This is a genomic window from Pseudoalteromonas shioyasakiensis, assembly GCF_019134595.1.
Taxonomy (GTDB): domain Bacteria; phylum Pseudomonadota; class Gammaproteobacteria; order Enterobacterales; family Alteromonadaceae; genus Pseudoalteromonas; species Pseudoalteromonas shioyasakiensis_A.
On the sequence record NZ_CP077771.1, the window covers coordinates 125612 to 145641 of the forward strand.

Sequence of the window (20030 nt, forward strand, 5' to 3'; positions counted from 1 at the left end):
AGGGCAAAATAAAATGCAAACGTTTGCATTTAAAATTACACATATTGCTAACATTCGATAGGCTTAGCGCTGACTCGACTGCCTATTTACTAGTTCTATTTCAACAACTTGAGACTCTGTAGACTGCCCTGCTAACTGGGCTAACAATTTTTCAACAAGAATAACTGAAGCACGTTGGGTATTTTGTTTAATACTCGACAAAGACGGATGACTGATATCTGCCATGGCAATATCATCAAAGCCCACAAGGGCAACGTCATTTGGAATACTAATGTAACGTTCTTTCAAGGCTTTCATCGCACCAAAAGCCACCATATCACTACACGCCATAATGCCATCAAAGCACAGCCCTTTTTCTACCAATAATTGGTTAATTCCTTTGTAAGCTGCGCTACTAGTAATATCGATAGAAAGCACGTGAGGCGTGACTTTCGCTTCAGAAACAGCATCTAAGTAACCACGGTGGCGTTCACTAATTTCAGCGTGCCCAGGGTCGCCTAAAAACAATATGTTTTTAGCGCCATTTGCCAATAAGTGCTCAGTTGCAAGCCGACCACCAAAATAATTATCGCTGCCAACAATTGGGTAGCGACTGGGTGTTTTTGGGTCGCCCCATACAACTAAAGGGACGCCAGCATCCGCTGCTGCTTCAATATTTGCTTGGCTTTTACCTTGACCGACCACAATAATGCCATCGGCGCGGCGGCTATTGATAAAGTAATTAGCCCAATCATCACTGGCCATAAATGAGTTAGAAAGTAATAACTCTAAGCCGAATTTATTTAATGCTAAATTTATTTCACCAACAATTTTAAGTAAGAAAGGATCGTTAATAGACTGTTCTGTATCACCGTCAAGGTTAATAATAACCGCGATAACATTAGTTTTTTGGGTGCGAAGGCGGCTAGCAGCTGTGTTTAAACTAAAGTTATGTTTTTTTGCCAATTGTTGAAGCTTGTCTCTAGTTTCCTTTTTTATCAAAGGGTTATCATTGAGTGCACGGGATGCTGTCGACGTAGAAACACCGGCTAATTTAGCAAGATCGGCTAACTTTAATTTTCTATCGTTCATGATACTGAAACACTGCCTTCCTTTAAAACATATGCTGGCAATATACCATCATTTTGGCTAAATCGCTGCGCCAATGAGCATAATATTTTTTCAGTAAGTAAAAACTGGCCACCTCATCCTGTGTATAAAAAAAGGACAAAAAGTTCAAAAAACAAATTGCAAACGTTTGCATAAATCTTTATGGTTTAAAAAAGCAAGGCATTAACAATTGCAAAAATCGTTTCAATAACTTGCTTTACACACAAAAGGAAATGGGAACACACAATGATGACAACAACATATACTCGCAGTGCACTAGCCTCTGCAATCCTGCTAGCAATCAGCGGCCAAACTGCAATGGCCGAAGAACAGCCGCAAAAATCAGCAAATGAAAAAGTAGAACGAATTGTCGTATCGGGCACACCTGCCGGTATCGGTGTTCGTAAAATCGACGCTGGTTACGCCGTGACAAACATTGATGCCGATCAAATAGTTAAACTATCGCCAAAAAGTACAGCTGACTTGTTTAAAGCCGTACCAGGTGTGTGGGTAGAAAGTTCAGGTGGTGAATCTGGCGCAAACGTGTTTGTGCGTGGTTTTCCCGGTGGTGGCGATGCGCCATTTTTAACATTGAGTCTTGAAGGCTCACCAATTTACCCTGCGCCAACTTTATCATTTTTAGAAAACTCGTCGTTATTCCGTTTAGATGAAACCATTGAAACGATGGAAGCACTGCGCGGTGGTCCAAACCCTGTTGTATCAAACGGCCAGCCTGGTTTAACAACGAATTTCCGTTTAAAGCGTGGTGGTGAATACACCGAGGGTGTTTTCAAATACACGACCTCAGATTATGACTTGCAGCGACTTGATGCTGTGGTAAGTGGTGAGATTTCTGATGATCTATACTTTATGGTGGGTGGTTATGTTAAAAGCTCACCAGGTATTCGTGATGCGGGTTTCACATCAGAAAAAGGCAGCCAGTTCACAATTAATATCACCAAAGAATTAGAAAACGGCACCATTAATTTATACACCCGTCAAACAGATGACCACGGTGCTTGGTACTTACCAACACCACTGAATGTTGACGGTATTGATGCTGAATACACGCAACTAGGTACTTTAAATCGCCAAGCAACTATTTACACAGGCCCAAATAATGACGAACGACAAATCGACTTAGGTGAAGGCCGTGGTTGGAAAGGTCATGTTTCTGGCGGTAGCATCAAACTTGAATTTGATAACGGCTGGAGCTTTACAGATCGCTTTAACTTCACCAAAGGTGATGCAAACACGTACGGCTTAGTACCGGCAGGCTCTGCAACAACAGTGGGTGCAGTGGCTGCTAACGGTGAGACAGCAACAGGTGCTGTAACTGGCACAGAGTACGATGCAGACACTGCGGTTCAACAACTTGGCCGTTGGGTAGTATTAAAAGAAATTAGCGCATTCACCAATGATTTAGCATTCGCTAAAAAGCTTGATAACTTATCACTGGCCTTTGGTTATTACACAGCCAGCACATCAGCAAATGACTGGTGGAGCTTAGGTAACACTGCGTACCACGTGCTTGAAGCAGGTGGCGAAATGCTAGACGGCATCGAGTGTAATGCAAGTGTTGATGGTTGTGGCTTTAACTACGATATCAATTCAACAGGTGATGCACGCACCAATGCGTTTTACACAACGGCTCAATATAAATTCAACGATGACTTTACACTTGATGCAGGTATTCGTTTTGAAAACCACGAGGTGGAATACTCAGTTGATGAAGATCTAGATGGTGTGATCACTCAGTCTGTTCAATATGATGAAAGTAAAACATCATGGACAACGGGTATTAACTACTCAATTACCGATGATATGGGGGTATTTGCTCGCGTAAACCGCGGTTATAAAATGCCTTACTTCGACGACTTCCGCGATAACTTTAGTGCATATGAAGGTGGCGAAAAGCTAATTAAAGAGGTAACACAAGCCGAGTTTGGTTATAAACTATTAACTGATAGCACCGACTTTTACGCAACACTCTTCACTAATGAAGTAAAAGGTGACACCTTTGTTCGTCGCCCTGGTGTACCAGCTGAAATCTTAACCAACGAAGCATACGGTATTGAGCTTGATTATAACTACAACCACGAATCTGGTTTCTCCGTTAACTTAAACTCAACACTTCAAGAAACTGAAATCACAGAAAGCCCAGGCAATGAAGGTAACGAAAGCCAACGTCAGCCAAAATGGCAAGTACGTGTAACACCAAGCTATGACTTTGAAGTAAGCGACATGTATGCAACCTTATACGGCACAATCTCAGCAGTTGATGATCGTTGGGGTGACAACGAAAACACAGTTGTGTTAGAAGGTTACGAAAAAGTAGACATAGGTTTAATTGTTGAGCCTATGGAAGGTATTAAAGTACAGTTAGCGGTTGATAACTTAACTGACGAGCAAGGTATCACTGAAGGTGACCCTCGTAATGCTGATGCACCAAATGGTCGTTACATTATGCCTCGTACTACACGCTTAAGCATTAGCTATGAATTTTAGTAATAACTCCCTAATCCCTTGATTGTAAAATCAATACCCAAGCCACAGTGTTTTATAACCTGTGGCTTTTTTGTTTTTATACTTCCAAAAAAAGTTTATTAATTAAGCCTTTATCTTGATCATTAAGCTGTTCTTGTAAAGCTCTAATAAAATCCATTGACGTTGCTGGTCGATTAGGAAATGCGTATTTTTGCCATACTGACTTTAAAGCAGCCACAATCACTGCATCCCCAAGTTCATTCCTAAGCTTTGCAAATACAAGAGTGGCTTTGGAATACTGATCGTAACTTTTTGATGAATCTACCAACGCTTGCTTTGTCGAAATATCTAGCCTAGAAGCTTGTTGATATCGCTGAGTTTCATATTTGACTAATGCATCGACAGCCTTTTTTCCATAACGCTTTTCAATCACCACTAGCTCTATATATTTAGCTAATGATTCAATCAAAAAAGCACTATCTTCAGAAACACTATTGCCAATATCATGACCAAACCATTGATGAGCCGTTTCATGTACTGCACGGCGGTAACGTTGATCAAAACCTGCGCCCTCAATTGGTTTAGATCTAAAACCGACTTTATTATCAATCAAAATAATTTCAGGTAATGCGTACCCTGTCCCACCAAAACCTGTTGCGTCAATCAAACTAAGCTTTGAACCTTTGTACGCACTAAGATTATTCTTAAACCAATAAAGCGTGTCACTCATAGCTTGTAAGTTTACTTTTACAGCATCTTGATTAGCTTCTGTTGCATTTGATTTAGTATAAACCTGTAACTTCACCCCCTCATAAATTAACTCAGTTGCTGCAAATGGAAACGATAACCAAGCAGGTAAGTTGTTAATTGGCACTGTCGTCTTAAACTTAAAAACGGCTCTATGCCCTTCAACAATATGCTCTGTATTTTTACCTTGTGAAACGACTTGATAACCTACTGCGGTGGTAACTTTGCTTTTCATGGTAATACGTTCATAACTACCTGGTACTTGATATGTAGCATTAAAAAGCTTTGAAGGCGGTGTTTTAACATACAGTGGAAGACCATAATCCATCCTTAACTGCTCATCATTTAGTTCATAGTTTCTTTGATATCCAAGCGTCGGTAATAGCGGTACTGAACGAATATAGCTAAACTCAGGCGTTATGATTTGATGCCCTTGTGTGGGCCATAATTTGGCCTGCTTTACTCCAAATTGCGTTTTAAGTTGTCTTGTTTCGAATGGCTGAAGTGCGGGTTTAAACTCGTAAATAGCTTGATTCATTGATGGATAAAATGCGACTTGCTCAGCTCCTTCTATCTTAATATCTGCCCATTGATAAAAGCCTGCGCGACCTATCAACACCTGTTTTATTGGTTTTTTGTGAGGGTTAGTAAAAGAGTAAGTTAAGTTAAATTGGGCTGTTTGCTTATAAGGATAGAAATCTATTTCTGCATCAATATGACTCACTTTTGGCTGAGCTTTATGTTTCCAATCAGCAAACATTTTTTCATAATTTGATTTAAATGTTTCTCGTTTATAAGAGTTACTTAGTGGCTTTTCTGAAATTAAATTAGTATGTAGCTGCCAAAATAAACTGATAGCCAAAACTGCAGGTGTTAACAGCCAAGCATCTTTATTTTTAAAAGCCCTACTCCCCATTCCTGTGCCACGGTGATTAAAAGCCTGACTAACAAGCATTACACTAAGTAATAATACTAGCCACGCGCGGACATAAGGCCAGTAACTACTTAAACTTGCGCGATAGCCCCAAAATTCATTAGCTGGCTGCAATGGTGTCCAAGCTACACTCCAAAACGTGTGTGTTAGCCCAAAGTAAGTCATTACTGGAGTAAATTTAAGTAACAAAATGGCAAAAACCACTAAAGATGCAATGAGATCTGAACGCATTAAATTGAAAATACATACAAATATCGAAGCAATAATAGCTAGCGGCAGTCCCATTAAAGCTAAGGTATAAATATGTTGATAAGCGTCAAAGTCACTACCAATAAAAAACTCAGCTAATGATGCGCCAACAAAGCCAACAAACGAAAAAACAAACACCAAACTCATTATTGCCAAGAGTTGGCTATGCAAAATCGAAGCTGTCTTAATAGGCGCTGCCGCAATTATCTCTGCTACATTATAGTGCCTAGCATTACAGCTAAGTTGCCAACTCCATAGAGCCACCAGTAAACACCCTAGCAATATATACATATCAAAGGCATATTGATTAACAGCATCAATGCTGGTTGCTTTTATAGCACTCATTGGTTCTGCATACTGAGAAGAGGATGCAACACTATTAAACACCAACCCTAGCCATAAAAGTAACAGAATGAGCGTTATTGGTTGTTTTAAAATATTTAAAATTGCAGCTTTATATAGCTCAAATAGAATAGAGCTTTGACGAAATGTAGGCTTTACCGTTTGATATTGAGTGTTAGGCCTAAGGTCAGACTCAAGACACCGTTGTTTAGGTCGCTTTGGCTGTGAATATGCTTGGGGATGCGAGCTAACAGCATAAGTAAAAATAACAAATGCCAGAGTAAAACAAATAAATCGATTAGTATAAAAGGGTGTATTTTGTGACTCGCTAAAACTTGCTATTACCGTTGTATAAGCAAATGGATCTAACCAGATAAATAGTTGATAGAACGTTTCGTTTAGTACATTACTTCCTGCCAAAATTGGATTACCCGTTATACTCGCAACGAACAAATAAGCTATCCAAATGCTTGCAAAAACGGCATAGATAATCATTGAGCTTCGAAACCTTTGACAAAGCCAAAATGCCAAAGCAATAAGTAAAAAACAGTTTATAAGTAGAACAAAGCTACTATAAAAAATTGTATAACCAAGTATTTGCCAACTAAATCCATTATTTTGAAAATCTACGTAACTCATAACCAACGTACTGCTTAATGAAACCATCACTAATAGACTTACAAAACCACCTATTCGAACATAGTTTTTTTGTCTTGAACTTACTGATGCAACAGCAATAATTTCGTCCATATGAAAGAGGTGATCACGTAAGAAAATTGCTGGCGATAATGCTCCAACCAATAAAACCAATTGCATCATGTGTAATGACACTAAATGCAATTGATACTGCTGTAGCGGGTCAACATTACTTGTTGCAAGCCCTGAAGAAAGTGAAAATGCAAAACTTGGCGCAATAAGCAAGCACACCCAAACTGTTGGTTGACGAAAAAGATACTTTAACTCATTAATTATTAACATAATTCGCCTCTTCGAAATTTTAGTTCAAAGAAGTACTTATCTTGTAATGATTCTGTCGCCAAAACAGCTCCTATAGTTGGGCGTTCTGCGGCATAAACTCGAAAGACGGGCTCACCATATCGATAACTTTGGCTCAGTACTAAAGCATCTTTTGGCAGTACGCTTGGCAAAGTTTTTAATACCCATACTTTACCTTTGAGTTGGCTTACTAAGTTATCAATATGGCCACTTTGGATCAGTTGACCACCTTTAATCATCGCCACAAAGTGACATTGGTTTTCTATGTCTTCCACTATGTGTGTAGAGAGCAAGATCAGTCGATTCTTACTCATTGATACTAATAAGTTATTGAGACTCTCTCGCTCAGCCGGATCAAGCCCTGCTGTAGGCTCATCTAAAATAATTAATCTAGGATCACCCAACAATGCTTGAGCAATACCAAAGCGTTGTTTCATTCCCCCAGAAAAGTGACTGACTCTTTTATTTGCATGTTGAGTTAAGTTTAACGCAGTAAGCAGCTCATCAATCTGTTGCTTTGTCTTTTTAATTTCAAGCCCTTTTAAAATGGCTATGTGTTCAAGTAGTGCTCTACACCCCATATGTGGGTAAACACCAAATTGTTGTGGTAGATAGCCAAGTTGCCTACGTAACTTGTCAGGTTCTTTTAATATATCTAAGCCACTAAACTGTATACGGCCAGAATTAATGGTTTGCAGGCATGCAAGTGTTCTCATCAAACTAGACTTACCAGCGCCATTTGGCCCCAGCAACCCTACCATGCCACTGGGTAACTCAATGGTTATATCGTTAAGTGCTTGAGTTCCATCAGGGTATGTTTTCGAAATATGCTCAAGTGTTAGCATTTATTGGCTCCTTAATTAGCACAAATCTAGATTAAGGAATGGCAAAGCTCGCTGCTATGAAGTAATGATCAATGAGCCAAGTTTGATGATGAAAGCAAAAATTCTTATTTCGTCATCAAAAAAAGAACTTTCATCAAAATGTGGGTGAAGAAAGAAATAAAAACGTTAAGCTAAATCTATCATAACGCTTAATCAGTCTGTTAAGCCCTCAGTTTCCACATTATTTAGAAATTAGGGTAATATATAAATATTATAAAAAACAACAGTGTAACGTAGCAAAAATAAAAAATGAACGGAGTAGATTTTGCTGGCAACTATTAGCTATTTATCATCACCTAAAAACATAAAAAGCATGGTTGCTCTACTACCATTAATCGCTGCGATACTACTTGAAAGCCATATTCGTTATCTTTCGCTGAGAATTGATTCACCAAGTACTTATCTAACTGTAAATTTACAGCTAATTTTTGAGTGTATCCCTTTCTTAATCGCTCACTGGGTGGCATCTCAGCATTCTTTAAAGCAAGCTTCATTGTGGTGGTTGTCTGGGTTTATTGGTTACCCAATACTCACTTATCTGTTAAGCAACAGCTTGCCAACTTATGATAAATGGCATTACTTACAAGAACAATGTTGGTTACTTTGCAGTCTAGCAAGTTTACTTTGGCTTTCATCCCAACGTTTTAAGAAAAACCAAAACTCTAAATTAACCAGTTGGATTAGCTCATTATTTACATTAAATAAAGTTGTTTTTGTTATATGTTTTGGCTGGGCATTTGTCATGGCTGGCATACTTAATAGCCATGAAGCCCCTCTGCTAAATCAGCCATTCGCATTGATATTTGATACGGAAAAACTACTTACAAACTTTTATCAATTCATTTGGTATTTTTCTCAGCTTTTGGTCTACGCAATTATCGTTCACGGCATTTTTTTATTTAATCGTTACATTTTAATACGTCAACTATTAGCCAGATATGGAGTGCTCATTTTTGTATCTGCATGCCTAATTAGCATGGTTATTTTCACACCATTATTTGTCGCTATTGTGCTCACATTACCAGTTAATGACTTACCTTCATATGTTGCCAATTTAACTCCTGGAGGCAACCAAGATATTATCAATAAGTACAATTATCAGTTTATGTTTTTATTTTTAAGTATCTCGACTCCCATTATCTTGGCGTTTGAACGCCAACAGCACCACCATAAATTAGAAGAAGTTGCCAAACAGCAAATAAGAACAGAACTAAAGCTATTACAGCAGCAAATTAATCCGCACTTTTTATTTAATACATTAAATAACTTATATGCACTTGCATTAACAAAATCAGAAAAGACACCTGAATTGGTATTACAGTTGGCTGACTTACTGAGATACACTGTATATGAAGGGCAAAAACCATTCGTTCCACTCGAAAAAGAACTAAATTACATTAAAAACTTTCTTGAACTGCACAAGATAAGACATGCAAATAATTGTAGATTTAACCTAGCATGGCCTGAAACTAGTCACTCTCTTTCTATAGCACCACTGCTTCTCATCATTTTAATTGAAAACACCATAAAGTACGGTGTTGAACACGCACAAGAAAACGCTGAAATAACGATAAAACTAACCTTAAACGACAACGTTTTAACTTTATATTGTGAAAATAGCATTCCTCGCAAAAGCGATAACGATAACACAGGCATGGGGCTAAACAATTTAAAGCGCCGTTTAGAGCTTCTTTATCCAGAAAAACATACTTTATTGGTGCTTAATCAAAATAGACTTTGGCAAACCACCCTCTCTTTGGAATTATCAAATGATTAAAGCAATTATTGTTGATGATGAACCACTTGCTCATCAAGTAATTCTTCATCATTTAGAGTCTCATTCAGATATCAAAGTAGTTTCTCAGCATTTCAGCGCTAAAGAGGCTTTGTACCAATTAGCAAAATCAACTATTGATGTCGTATTTTTAGATATAAACATGCCAGAGTTGTCAGGGTTAGAACTCATTCAAGCACTCGCTAACCCGCCTCAAATTATCATTGTGAGTGCTTATGAAGAATATGCACTCACAGGCTATGAGCTAAATGTTACTGATTATTTACTCAAACCTGTATCTGCAGAACGTTTACAGCAAGCAATAAATAAAGTGTGTGAGCGGATTTCCCAAACTCCGAAATGCAAATCAATTACATTAAAAATAGATCGCGAAAAACGCAAGCTTAGCTTAGATAAAATTAAATACATTGAAGCGTATGGTAATTATGTAAAAGTACACCAAGAAGACCAAACGATCCTCGCAACAACAACCCTAAAACAGATCTTAGAGCAGCTAATAGGCTCATTCACTCAGGTCCATAAATCATACATAGTGAATAGCAGCAAAGTCATAGCTGTTACAAACGAACATGTAGAGCTAGATACTGGTGATAAGCTAAAAATTGGTAAATCATTTAAAGAACAATGCAAAGTTTTACTTTAGAGAATGCATATCAGATGATCTACAAGTGTCTTATGCTGTGAGCTTGGCCAATGAACGCCTTCTGAAGAACATGGCGTTATTAATTCAAAGCAGTTAACGAAACAGCATTTGTTGCTGTCAGCAACATTTTTGAACTCTTCCACTAACTGTTTTGCTTTTAGCTCTGCACCCGCATAAATAGATTGATACGCGCCAACCTCATACACCGCTGGCGGGCTTAGTATCACTATTTTGGGCAATTCGCGGTGCAGATAGTAGTTTTTTATATCTAAAATAAGTGCTTCGAGGGCATTGGCAATATCAGCAGCCGACATTGCAAAACGGCGCTTTAAATCATTCGTGCCGAGCTGAATAACAATCATATCTAATTGATAAGCCGCTAAGTAGGGCTCTAAGTATTTAATACCCAGTTTATCGCCACTGAAAGGCGGGTCGTTCACCAGTGTACGATTAGGCTGACCAGCTTCAATAACTTGGTAGCCGGCACCTAATTTAATACCCAGTAAACTAGGCCAGCGCTCATCGGCAGCAAAGCGCTTACCATCGACGGGCGAAATACCATAGGTATTTGAATCTCCAAAACATAAGATATTCATTAGAATGGATTCAATGTGTAACCTTGCTGCTGCAACTGTGCATGCGCGGTCATTGCCGATAACGCCATTTGCACACCAGGAATAAGCTGCTGCTGTTTTACCTTCATGTGCGTTGCAGACTGCCCGCACACATATACAACGGTATTATGTGCCAACAATTGTGAGATCAATTGCTGATTTTTATTGTCACTGTCAAAGCGCTGTTTATAAAAACTGTTTTCCAGTACATCAACACTTGCGCCACCATGCACAACTAAAGCAAGTTGAATGTTCTCAGGCTTCACACCATGGGCTATATGCATATTAATGAACCGTGCTAATGAGTTCATTTTGTTATTCTGCGCCCCTTTTTCTGCCGCATCAGCTACATCAAATGCCACTTTGAAAACCGTTTGATCAGAGATTGGTGCATGGTTTGGCACATCATAATAAAAACCAAAACCTTTAATAGCAGGCTCAGCTTGCTCTGCATGACTAAACGAAGATAATAAGGCTAAAGATAAACCTAACAGTGTTGATTTCATATAAGTTCCTGTTGTTTTTATACCGATTCGCTTAATTAAGTGATCTATTTTGAGGCAATAAAACCTCGTTGATAACAAGGCAAAAATTTCGTCATTTAGTTGTTCTAAATCAGAAATTTTTAACGCAGATAGCGACAGGTTTAATCCCTCAAAATGATTAAGTATTATTGCGGATTGGTATTACTCTAGCCTACCTTGTTTAAACCCGTTTAACTAGCATCAATATGCTGGTGCGCTTTAAAGGTCATGCCTAAGTAATTAAAGGTGTTTTTAAACATCTCGATAAACGCGTTAGGTGCGTGTGCAGATCCTGCATTTGAGAGCAATGAAAACTGCTTTTCACACAGTGTTCTCAGTTTTGGCCTGAGTCTTTCATCATCCATGTAATCAGTGATCCGGTCTAAAAACGCTTTAAACTGCGGTGTTGTGTTATACCAATATACTGGCGATGCCAGTACCCAGTGTTGATAATTCAACAGCGCTTCAAATACCGCATAAAAATCATCGTTTTTATATTTCTTATCGTAGCAATAAGGCGAGATAACATAATCATCTAGACATACAACATCGCCACCATATTGCGCTTTATAATCATTAACTTGTAAACTCGTGTTACCCTTTTTTCGTGCACTTGAATAAATAATTACCGTATTTGTTATTGGTTTTTGTTGCATGACTATCACTCCTTTTTTATGATGTGCGCAGCGTAAAACCTCAAGCTAACTTTAGGTCAACACCTTGGAGCAAATTATGTCAGATAAGAAACTTATTGATGCAAACCTAGCGGTTGGCTTTGTGGCAAAACGCAGTGGCGTAAAAGTTTCAACTTTGCATTTTTATGAGTCTAAAGGGCTTATTCGCAGCTGGCGTAATAACGGTAACCAGCGCCGCTATAAACCCGATGTATTACGCCGAATTGCCGTTATAAAAGCTGCACAAACCATGGGGATAACTCTTGAAGACATTAAACAAACGTTAAGCACCCTACCCGAGCAGCGCACACCCACTAAACAAGATTGGGCAGCTCTTTCTAAAGCCTGGCAAACGCAATTAGATGAACGAATTCAATACATGCAACGTTTGCGCGAGCGTGTTAACGGTTGCATTGGCTGCGGCTGTTTATCAATGGCCAAATGCCCTATCTATAACAAAGATGATTATTTAGGTGAAGAGCACAGCGGCGCTGTGCTGTTAGAAAGAGATTAAATATATAAATAAAACAGCTGTGAGATACTAAGTCAAAATAATAAAAGGAATTTAATAATGGATAAAGGAAATACCCCAAAGATTACCACCGCATTTAAAACCGTTGATAATAAAGAGCTAAAAAGTACTGGTTTTTGGCTAAACCAATTATTCCTCGTTTTTTCAACTATTTTTGGGGTTTATCTTGCAGCTCAAAGTGGCTTAGAACAAGCTTTAAAATTCGACTCATTCAGTAAAATGGAAGATAATTATTATCTTAGAACATCTCTATATGATGAAGTTAAAGATAATGCTGAACATCTCAAAAAATTTGCTATCTTATTAGCAAAAAGCCCACCTAAGTCTGAACTTGAATATAACAAGCCAACCATCGAAAAGTATATTTGGCAGACCATGCAGTATTCCCCCACAACTTTAGAAACGCCCAGTGAGTTTTTAACTGAAATTCGTCGTTTTTACAGCAAAAGTCAATTTATTATTGATGCAGCAATCAGTAGAAAAATGTCGGCTAAACATGCTTCAGAGCAGTTAAGTGAAGCAGTTGATATCATAAATAACAAGACGTTACCAAACTTAAAAAGCAGTGCATTAAAGCTACAAAGCGAGCTGAGTAAGAATGGAATACAAATAAGCTCATTAAAAGAAAACGAACAACGATAAGAAATGGGCATGCTAATCAGCATGCCCAATTTGTTATTAATCTAAACCATTTAGGCCATCTTTTGCGGCGCGATAAAGAGCACCAAGAGTCGAGTCAAAAGCCCATTTAATAACACTGTATGTTAGTTCAACGGCTTTGCTAACAACTTTGCCGGCAAACACCAACATATGACCAATGAGACCCAGTGTTTGTGCAGCAAATGAGGCTGATGCTTTCGCAATTTTATCTAAAGTTCGCGCAAGCATATCGTAAAATGTCAGGCCTGTTCCAATCGCTGCTTGGGCAGCAACAGCACTGTAATAACCAGCGTCTTTTAACAAAGTAACAAGCGCCGCACCTAATTTATCTGCCCAATGTGAATTGAATGATGCTTGATTACGATCTTCAAAGTTTAAGCGCACAGGTGTATTCAAATAATGATTTGCACGGATTGTCAGGTTGCCCCAATCATTACTATTTGCGGTATTGATGTAGCCAGGTGTACCACTGAGTTTGTGGGCAGCACCTTTTAAACCTTGCCCGCTGTCTAAACGAATTTCTTGGCCCTGATAAGGAGCATGAGAAAATGGCCATAACGGCACTTTAGTGACAGGATCGGCACCATGAGTACAACGATAAATCTTATCGATTCTGCCTGTTGCGGCTCTTGAAAAGTTATCTAGACCAACACGAGGAGAGCCAAAAGTATACAGCTTTACAGGTAACGAATATTCAGCTTTGATCCAATCTGCCGCTAACGTTGCAAGTGCACCACCTAAGCTATGACCAACTAAATGTACGCACCCTGTTACTTTGTCTCGTATATTTGCTGTAACAAACTCTTGCAGGCCCGGCTTCATGGTGTAAAACGTTTTATTAAACCCCGCATGAACCATACTACCGTTTGAACCACCACTTAAACCGAAGTTTGCATCTGTTAAACCATCTCTTAAAGAGGCTGTGCCACGAATGGTGATAACAGAATCACCTTGAAACTCATTTTTTCCGTGTGCAACTAAACCAAAGCCTGTGCTTAAACCAAATAAATGAGAGAAAAACCCACCCGACACACCTTGTACAGCACTTGGGTTAATTGAGAAATTAAAATTATTTCGCAAAGATGCATGCAATGAGTGGTTAAGTAAATTAGTTGTTTTAATACTTTTTGCTTTATAAGCAAGCTCAGCGAGTTGCACCGCTTGAGTAGGCGTCAAGGTATTCATATAAGTTCCCTTTGTATGAGTCGTGTTAGGTTAAAGTTTACATGATGTATAAATCGCAAAAGTATGGCTTGTATCTTCTTCGATAGGAATATCGTATGTTTCTGGCTCTTTAGAAATATCGCATTCTAAATCAGCAAGTAATCGTTTGAGGGTTTGACTATTTTCATGAAGTGACACAAGTGTATACCACAATACTATTCCCTCTGGCGTGCCATTCTCTAAATAAATGTGCTGTACCAATGAGTCATTATCGAACATGTTAGCTGGCTTACTGGTTTTAATTGTTTTTTCTGAAAACGTAAAATAGCCCTGTTCATCAGTTACTGTTTCGTCGATATATTCATCACCGTAAGTAAGCGAACGCATCACTTTGGTATTTGCAACAGGCTTCCCACCATCAAATAGCTGCCCTTTAACAGGGGCAGACAAAATAAAATCACTTTTATTAAAAAAACCAAACATATTCGCAAATACCTGTGTCGTAGTGAATAAAACAAATAATGTAGCAATTAATATAGCTAACTGCCTAACCCTTGATGAGAACACACCAAGCCTCCTTGCAATGCAATTTATGGCAACAAAAACCGTATTATGCTGATTTATACATCATTAATTTACGCAGAATAAAAACAACAAAACAGGTACAAATAATAACTAAAAAACAACCTCCCTTGCAAGGTTAAAAATCAAACTTCAGCAGTAAAAAATATTACACGTATAATTTTTACGATAATAGCCACCCCAACTCCCATTGATAATATATATGCATAGAAAAAAGCAATCGCTCCGCCAGAGGGGTCATTTATTTTATTAATTTCCATATACATAGAGCAAAAAATAAAAAATATGACAATATTTATAAACAAGCCAAGAATAAAACTGCCATCAACGAGTGGTGATATACCTATTAACGCTGCAGCAAGTATCAAAAAAGTACCAGATAATGCTGGCTTTAATTGAAAACGAAACTCGAGTACTTTAAGTGAAAATGTAAAAACCATTAAACCTAAATAGTAAAATGAAGGCCAAAATAGCTGATAAAACGGCTCAACTTGCTGATCAGCATCAGCAATTGTTGGCTGAACTTCTGATGAGCCTGTAAATAATGAAATTAACCAATATATAACACCAAAAATAAGCAGCCACGACGTCACAAAACGCAAAGTTAGGATGAGATCCAATGGCCTTTTGCCCTTTGATTCTAATGTTTTAGCAAGTGTTAAACCTAATAGTGTGACGCCACTTAACATCCCAACAGCGAACCAAAACTGCTCCATGTAAAAATAAGCAACACTAGGCGTGATACCCAAAAGACCAAAGTTAAATAGCATGACTGTCGAATCTTGCGAGTCTTCATTAAGATCAACTTCTTTTGCAAATAACGCAAAGTAAACAAACAATGGCTGTAACAGCAGCATTAAAATGCACGCATTCATTAATGACATAAACCATCCTTATACTTTGTTTACCTAAACTAAGATTTTGTAGCTTACTGATTAATTCGTTGAAAATAAGGCTTAAGCTTTAAAAGCCCTGACTCAAGTTCAAACTTTTGAATATTTGGATTGGTAGATTTAAGTCCATTGACAAAATGGCTGTGGATCATCGTAGCCATACCCTCAAAACCCGCTGGCGCACAGGCCACCAAGTCTTTTAATAAGGGTTGAATAAGAACCTGATGCTCTTCGATTAAGTCCGGTTTGTTATAAACATCGTTGACTAGTTGAGTGAGTGTTTGTTGATGTTGTCGTTCCATATTGTTTCTATAGCGCATTTAACTGCGTTTATAGCTCCTTTTAGTTCTAAAACCTTGATTAGATAAACCTAAATAATTACATTCATTGACTACATTGTGTTTTTGCATAGTCTCTCAACTCTCTCGCCAGAGCCTCTGAACCATTCCCTTCACTGTGTTCTAGCACATATTCCGCATGATTAATTACGCTCGGCCAATCTTCAAGTTTTGTATAAATTTTTGCCAGGTCGTAATGGATCCGTCTTAACAAACGAGGCGAAGCATCTGTAGCTTTTTTGAGGAATAGTTCGTATAAGCGAGCCGCTTCAGTTGGGTTATTTTCAATGAATAAGCCACCATCATATAGCCATGCTAACTTACGAATAGCCTTGATTTCATCATTAGCTGCACGTTGTTTTACTTCATGAACGTAACGCGAGCCATCTCCTGTATGATACCCAATATAAAGCAACGCTTCCCAAGCTCCGAGTTGGTAGGCTTTCTCACACCAGCTTTCAAGTTCGTTAACTGCATATTTCAAACTCTTTTCGCATTGACGCATTGCAGCCCCCTTAGATAAAGCAGGGTCATTAATATCAAGTTCGGTCCATAAAGAGCCCGTTACCGATTTACTCTCGGCATAGGGAGTAACTGTGCTCAAAACTAAAAGTGCTAAAAGTGCTAAAAGTAGATGTTTTACCATTTTAAAGTGCCATCTAGGTTAACTCTTTTTTCTGGAATATGAACCTGAAATGCTTTTACAGCATGCTTATAAGGGAAGCCTTCACGCGAAAAGTATTGTTGTTTAAGTGAATTAATTTCTGCAGAACTACCTTCACATTGCCTTTGAGATAAGCAAGTTATTCCACCTATAAAATCAATAAACCTTATACTATTCATGCCCTTTTCTTGCACAATAGTGTCAAGACCAGGCTCATAGTCTGTAGCTTGTACGGCATGCCAGCGATGCATAAAGGCAACTACACGATGTTGTTTTGAGGCATTTAAAACCCCTATTATATTTTCAGCCCATATTTTATTTCGACGAGTGTGGGTACTGAAACAGTCTCCCTTTTTATATTGGTCATATTCACATTCCTTATCCATTTGCTCCATCAATTCATAAGAAATATCTAGTGCAATTACTTTCAAACCAATGCCTCTAGCAGCCTTAACCAGCTCGCCATAGGCTTTAGGTACTAAGTAGCCCCACGTCCAATTCTCATTTAAATATTGCTGAATTACCTTAAAGCCCATTCCTGTACGTTGATAAAAATCTATTTTTTCTTGCATAGAGCGAGGTAGCATTTCCATTGCAAAGTGAGTAAATCCTGCTGCTTTTAATTGTTTAAGAGCCTTAATTGCCTCATATTTAAAACCAGCCGTATTATGGCTCGATTCACCCAGCATTAGTAAACGGGCATTTCCCGCCATTGTTTTATAGTTAACATCCGTGTTTATTTCACTCATAGTATTTCCCTATCCATTAATTAAAGCTCTTCAGTGAGCTCTTTGTTATCAAACAATAAATTTGTTCCATCACTCCTTTTGAGTGATTAATTATGTTTATTACAGCTAGCGTCGATTCGGCCGCAAACTATTCCTCCACCTCTAAACGGTGACACTCAAGTGGAGAAAAATCTGTATTCTCAATATTAATTGAACAATTCATATTAACTACATTCTGGCTCAACAAAGAGAGTTCTAAGTCAAATGTCAAAGTTTGTGAATTAACATTTAAATTGTAGATATCTAAAAATGTTAACTTTTTAAAATCATGTGTCACTTTTAACGCTTCATCATACACGTTACAAATATTCTTTCGTTTGATAAGCGCATTACTACCCGCTTCTAAAATCTCAAGTCTTAAACAAGGGAACTCGCTATCAGGATGAAATTTAAGCCAACGAAACAAATTGTCATTGACTCTTAATACATTCATCTCAATAACATCAAGGCTGACATACGTTTTGTCATCATTACTTAAAGCGTCGGTACAAAAAAAAGTAAAAATCAAACAAACGCTAATAATCAATTGTTTCATCATACACCTAAGAATTTATGTATTTTATGCGTGCCTGCTGTCTAGCAAGCGGTACACCACTCCAGTTAGCACTTTTATTAATTTCTGCTTTGAAGGAGGTTAAGTCATTATTCGCAACATGTTTTTGTAAAACTTTACGGCTAGCTGGGTGGTAATCTCCTCTAAACCTTAAATCTATCAGGACATTTTTTATCTTCGGGTTTAAATTTAACCAATCTGTTTTTCCATATGTTTGACGAGTAATCGTTTTATTACAAATTCGCTGTATATCAACTTCCATTTCTTTATAAACAATTTCAAATAGCTTTAATTGCACCTGTGCTGATACTTCAAAATCTAGTAAATCATTTTCTATAACAAATTGCTGAGCAGCATTACCCATTTTTCCTGCCGCGAGCGCTATGATATTAGCAACTTTGTTATCAACACCCGATTGAATAAGGTGACCACTAACTTTGGAAGATGTTTTATCACGCATATCGTAACCCCGACCGATGGTTAGCCCAGATCTATTGGATGGAACATGGAAACAGCGGCTATGATATACCCCGCCCTCAGTACCCTCAGCCTCCCACGTCAAAATACCGAAGTTAGGATTTGTTATTGAAACTTTGGTGTAAGTGCTAGACAAAAATTCAACTAACTTTCTAAAAGTTCCTCGATTGGCAGAAACAATACCGTCTGGCTTACCCATTTTAATAACTTTTTTCTGGAAATGCTCAATAAGGTCAATATAGTGATGGTCAACCTTATTATTCGTAATCGGAGATAACCCCATTTTGCGTGCGTAAGCATTCAAAAGTGAACGTATCAGTTGTACGTCAGCTAATTTATTTGCTGATTTTAATCCAACACTTGCAGTCATATTTAAGTTAAACATGAAGTTCCTTTTCATTATTGTTATGCCGTATAAACTTACGGTTAAATGTAGTCAAGCATTCATCATATGAAATGCGTGCGTGCTTGCTTGTTTGTTTTTATGTTTTTATGTTTTTATGTAGCTACTTTTAAAGCTTATAAGTGAATATTAAAAATAGGTTCCTTCGATTAAAAAGCGAGGTAGTGAATCACTTTCAACCGTTACAGCATTACCCTTATCTCGCCACATACATGCCATGCCCAACAGTTGAAGAGGTAAAAATGATTCAACCGGGACAGTGTCTGGGCCACTTGCATTTATCCAATATTTTTCTTGCAGCTGAATATTTTTTGCAAGCGTTTCATTGAAGTCAAACCCAATATCGGTAGTAAGTGCTGCAAACGTTTCTAAATACCCCATTGCTATGCCCAGTGCCCAATCGTTACCTTGATCTAATGCCATTTTCATACACTGGTTGAGTAACGATGGATAATTATCTTGCCTGTGATGGAAAGCTTGAAATACTTCGACTAACTTATATGAAACAGGCCCTGCTTTTGTGGCACTTTGTTTCATAATTTCAACGGGGAAGTTCGCTAAGCTATCCATACTTTCGGAATCGCGCGTGATCACAGCTAAAAAATAGGCATCAAGCCACTCTCCGGGGTTTGCATAACCCGCTTCGAGCATACCTTTACCGTTCCAAGTCACTGCAGGTAAATCGAATATCTTAAACATTATGTCTTGCTCGGGATGCTCTGCGAGCTTCAAAAAAGCTGCGTACATTTTAGATGCATAGCGTAAACCTGATGCAGACTCTTTTTCTATTTCATTGGTTTGGACTTCCCAAGTGAGCCAGCGAGAAAAACCAATATATAAATTTGAAAAGCTTAACAAATTATCTCTTCGCTTTATTATATTTGTAGGAATTTTCTTCATTCTTCTCTTTGGAGATTCTAGCCATTCATCAAGAGGTATACTTTCAAAACTAGGTTTGTAAATTCTTTCTATTTTCATTTGTTAGCCTGTAAATTCTT

The 20030-nt window shown here is 38.1% G+C and carries 20 protein-coding genes; 5 read left to right on the forward strand and 15 right to left on the reverse strand.

All coding sequences use genetic code 11. From position 1 onward, the window contains the following. Nucleotides 1-63 precede the first annotated feature (63 nt). Nucleotides 64-1071 carry a LacI family DNA-binding transcriptional regulator gene (locus KQP93_RS18070; RefSeq protein WP_217877224.1) on the reverse strand — a complete coding sequence of 336 codons (1008 nt, stop codon included), beginning with the start codon at nucleotides 1069-1071 and terminating at the stop codon, nucleotides 64-66. A gap of 267 nt (nucleotides 1072-1338) precedes the next feature. Between KQP93_RS18070 and KQP93_RS18075 the strand changes: the two genes are divergently transcribed. After that, nucleotides 1339-3597, forward strand: a complete 2259-nt coding sequence (locus tag KQP93_RS18075) for a TonB-dependent receptor (RefSeq protein WP_217877460.1) — start codon at nucleotides 1339-1341, stop codon at nucleotides 3595-3597. Between the two features lie 76 nt (nucleotides 3598-3673). Here the strand turns inward: KQP93_RS18075 and KQP93_RS18080 are convergent, their stop codons facing one another. Together KQP93_RS18080 and KQP93_RS18085 are read right to left on the reverse strand one after the other, a co-directional pair. Continuing rightward, entirely contained in the window at nucleotides 3674-6826 is a 3153-nt protein-coding gene (locus KQP93_RS18080) for a M1 family aminopeptidase (protein WP_217877225.1), read from the reverse strand. Then, complete coding sequence (locus KQP93_RS18085; RefSeq protein WP_217877226.1) at nucleotides 6820-7689, reverse strand: ABC transporter ATP-binding protein; 870 nt, start codon at nucleotides 7687-7689, stop codon at nucleotides 6820-6822. Before KQP93_RS18085 ends, KQP93_RS18080 begins: the two co-directional genes overlap by 7 nt. Nucleotides 7690-8281: 592 nt before the next feature. Here KQP93_RS18085 and KQP93_RS18090 point away from each other — a divergent pair. After that, nucleotides 8282-9505, forward strand: a complete 1224-nt coding sequence (locus KQP93_RS18090) for a sensor histidine kinase (RefSeq protein WP_254907774.1) — start codon at nucleotides 8282-8284, stop codon at nucleotides 9503-9505. Continuing rightward, nucleotides 9498-10166, forward strand: a complete 669-nt coding sequence (locus KQP93_RS18095; RefSeq protein WP_217877227.1) for a LytR/AlgR family response regulator transcription factor — start codon at nucleotides 9498-9500, stop codon at nucleotides 10164-10166. Before KQP93_RS18090 ends, KQP93_RS18095 begins: the two co-directional genes overlap by 8 nt. Here the strand turns inward: KQP93_RS18095 and KQP93_RS18100 are convergent. The 3 genes from KQP93_RS18100 to KQP93_RS18110 form a co-directional block, all read right to left on the reverse strand. Continuing rightward, the gene (locus KQP93_RS18100; RefSeq protein WP_217877228.1) at nucleotides 10163-10762 is read right to left on the reverse strand and encodes an SGNH/GDSL hydrolase family protein; all 600 of its coding nucleotides are present in this window, start codon (nucleotides 10760-10762) and stop codon (nucleotides 10163-10165) included. The genes KQP93_RS18095 and KQP93_RS18100 overlap by 4 nt on opposite strands. Then, nucleotides 10762-11286 carry a DsrE family protein gene (locus tag KQP93_RS18105; protein WP_138624998.1) on the reverse strand — a complete coding sequence of 175 codons (525 nt, stop codon included), beginning with the start codon at nucleotides 11284-11286 and terminating at the stop codon, nucleotides 10762-10764. Before KQP93_RS18105 ends, KQP93_RS18100 begins: the two co-directional genes overlap by 1 nt. Before the next feature lie 209 nt (nucleotides 11287-11495). After that, nucleotides 11496-11960, reverse strand: coding sequence for a flavodoxin family protein (locus tag KQP93_RS18110; protein WP_217877229.1), 465 nt, complete (start codon nucleotides 11958-11960; stop codon nucleotides 11496-11498). A gap of 76 nt (nucleotides 11961-12036) precedes the next feature. Here KQP93_RS18110 and soxR point away from each other — a divergent pair, with 76 nt between their 5' ends. Both soxR and KQP93_RS18120 read left to right on the forward strand, forming a co-directional pair. After that, entirely contained in the window at nucleotides 12037-12492 is a 456-nt protein-coding gene (gene soxR / locus KQP93_RS18115; RefSeq protein WP_217877230.1) for a redox-sensitive transcriptional activator SoxR, read from the forward strand. 57 nt (nucleotides 12493-12549) lie between these two features. After that, nucleotides 12550-13152, forward strand: a complete 603-nt coding sequence (locus tag KQP93_RS18120) for a hypothetical protein (RefSeq protein WP_254907775.1) — start codon at nucleotides 12550-12552, stop codon at nucleotides 13150-13152. A gap of 36 nt (nucleotides 13153-13188) precedes the next feature. On the opposite strand, the gene KQP93_RS18125 is transcribed toward KQP93_RS18120, so the two are convergent. The 9 genes from KQP93_RS18125 to KQP93_RS18165 all read right to left on the reverse strand — a co-directional run bounded on the left by KQP93_RS18125 (nucleotide 13189) and on the right by KQP93_RS18165 (nucleotide 20010). After that, nucleotides 13189-14355, reverse strand: coding sequence for a lipase family protein (locus KQP93_RS18125; RefSeq protein WP_105181749.1), 1167 nt, complete (start codon nucleotides 14353-14355; stop codon nucleotides 13189-13191). A gap of 30 nt (nucleotides 14356-14385) precedes the next feature. Further along, nucleotides 14386-14901: a DUF6795 domain-containing protein gene (locus tag KQP93_RS18130; RefSeq protein WP_217877231.1), complete on the reverse strand. Its 516-nt coding sequence runs from the start codon at nucleotides 14899-14901 to the stop codon at nucleotides 14386-14388. A 140-nt stretch (nucleotides 14902-15041) separates the two neighbouring features. Beyond that, nucleotides 15042-15800, reverse strand: coding sequence for a hypothetical protein (locus tag KQP93_RS18135; protein WP_217877232.1), 759 nt, complete (start codon nucleotides 15798-15800; stop codon nucleotides 15042-15044). Nucleotides 15801-15844: 44 nt separating this feature from the next. Further along, complete coding sequence (locus tag KQP93_RS18140) at nucleotides 15845-16111, reverse strand: hypothetical protein (protein ID WP_217877233.1); 267 nt, start codon at nucleotides 16109-16111, stop codon at nucleotides 15845-15847. An 82-nt stretch (nucleotides 16112-16193) separates the two neighbouring features. Next, nucleotides 16194-16793: a hypothetical protein gene (locus tag KQP93_RS18145; protein ID WP_217877234.1), complete on the reverse strand. Its 600-nt coding sequence runs from the start codon at nucleotides 16791-16793 to the stop codon at nucleotides 16194-16196. Then, nucleotides 16787-17560: a ChaN family lipoprotein gene (locus KQP93_RS18150; protein ID WP_217877235.1), complete on the reverse strand. Its 774-nt coding sequence runs from the start codon at nucleotides 17558-17560 to the stop codon at nucleotides 16787-16789. The genes KQP93_RS18145 and KQP93_RS18150 overlap by 7 nt, the downstream gene beginning before the upstream one ends. 127 nt (nucleotides 17561-17687) lie before the next feature. After that, nucleotides 17688-18134 (reverse strand): hypothetical protein, encoded by a 447-nt coding sequence (locus KQP93_RS18155; RefSeq protein WP_217877236.1) that lies wholly within the window; start codon nucleotides 18132-18134, stop codon nucleotides 17688-17690. A 7-nt stretch (nucleotides 18135-18141) separates the two neighbouring features. Then, the gene (locus KQP93_RS18160) at nucleotides 18142-19014 is read right to left on the reverse strand and encodes a hypothetical protein (protein WP_217877237.1); all 873 of its coding nucleotides are present in this window, start codon (nucleotides 19012-19014) and stop codon (nucleotides 18142-18144) included. 147 nt (nucleotides 19015-19161) lie between these two features. Next, entirely contained in the window at nucleotides 19162-20010 is an 849-nt protein-coding gene (locus KQP93_RS18165) for an immunity 49 family protein (protein ID WP_254907776.1), read from the reverse strand. Nucleotides 20011-20030 lie beyond the last annotated feature (20 nt).

Coding starts and splice junctions, on each gene's coding strand:
- KQP93_RS18070 (WP_217877224.1), bottom strand. CDS start 1,071: ATGAACGATAGAAAATTAAAGTTAGCCGATCTTGCTAAATTAGCCGGT.
- KQP93_RS18075 (WP_217877460.1), top strand. CDS start 1,339: ATGACAACAACATATACTCGCAGTGCACTAGCCTCTGCAATCCTGCTA.
- KQP93_RS18080 (WP_217877225.1), bottom strand. CDS start 6,826: ATGTTAATAATTAATGAGTTAAAGTATCTTTTTCGTCAACCAACAGTT.
- KQP93_RS18085 (WP_217877226.1), bottom strand. CDS start 7,689: ATGCTAACACTTGAGCATATTTCGAAAACATACCCTGATGGAACTCAA.
- KQP93_RS18095 (WP_217877227.1), top strand. CDS start 9,498: ATGATTAAAGCAATTATTGTTGATGATGAACCACTTGCTCATCAAGTA.
- KQP93_RS18100 (WP_217877228.1), bottom strand. CDS start 10,762: ATGAATATCTTATGTTTTGGAGATTCAAATACCTATGGTATTTCGCCC.
- KQP93_RS18105 (WP_138624998.1), bottom strand. CDS start 11,286: ATGAAATCAACACTGTTAGGTTTATCTTTAGCCTTATTATCTTCGTTT.
- KQP93_RS18110 (WP_217877229.1), bottom strand. CDS start 11,960: ATGCAACAAAAACCAATAACAAATACGGTAATTATTTATTCAAGTGCA.
- soxR (WP_217877230.1), top strand. CDS start 12,037: ATGTCAGATAAGAAACTTATTGATGCAAACCTAGCGGTTGGCTTTGTG.
- KQP93_RS18120 (WP_254907775.1), top strand. CDS start 12,550: ATGGATAAAGGAAATACCCCAAAGATTACCACCGCATTTAAAACCGTT.
- KQP93_RS18125 (WP_105181749.1), bottom strand. CDS start 14,355: ATGAATACCTTGACGCCTACTCAAGCGGTGCAACTCGCTGAGCTTGCT.
- KQP93_RS18135 (WP_217877232.1), bottom strand. CDS start 15,800: ATGTCATTAATGAATGCGTGCATTTTAATGCTGCTGTTACAGCCATTG.
- KQP93_RS18140 (WP_217877233.1), bottom strand. CDS start 16,111: ATGGAACGACAACATCAACAAACACTCACTCAACTAGTCAACGATGTT.
- KQP93_RS18145 (WP_217877234.1), bottom strand. CDS start 16,793: ATGGTAAAACATCTACTTTTAGCACTTTTAGCACTTTTAGTTTTGAGC.
- KQP93_RS18150 (WP_217877235.1), bottom strand. CDS start 17,560: ATGAGTGAAATAAACACGGATGTTAACTATAAAACAATGGCGGGAAAT.
- KQP93_RS18155 (WP_217877236.1), bottom strand. CDS start 18,134: ATGAAACAATTGATTATTAGCGTTTGTTTGATTTTTACTTTTTTTTGT.
- KQP93_RS18160 (WP_217877237.1), bottom strand. CDS start 19,014: ATGTTTAACTTAAATATGACTGCAAGTGTTGGATTAAAATCAGCAAAT.
- KQP93_RS18165 (WP_254907776.1), bottom strand. CDS start 20,010: ATGAAAATAGAAAGAATTTACAAACCTAGTTTTGAAAGTATACCTCTT.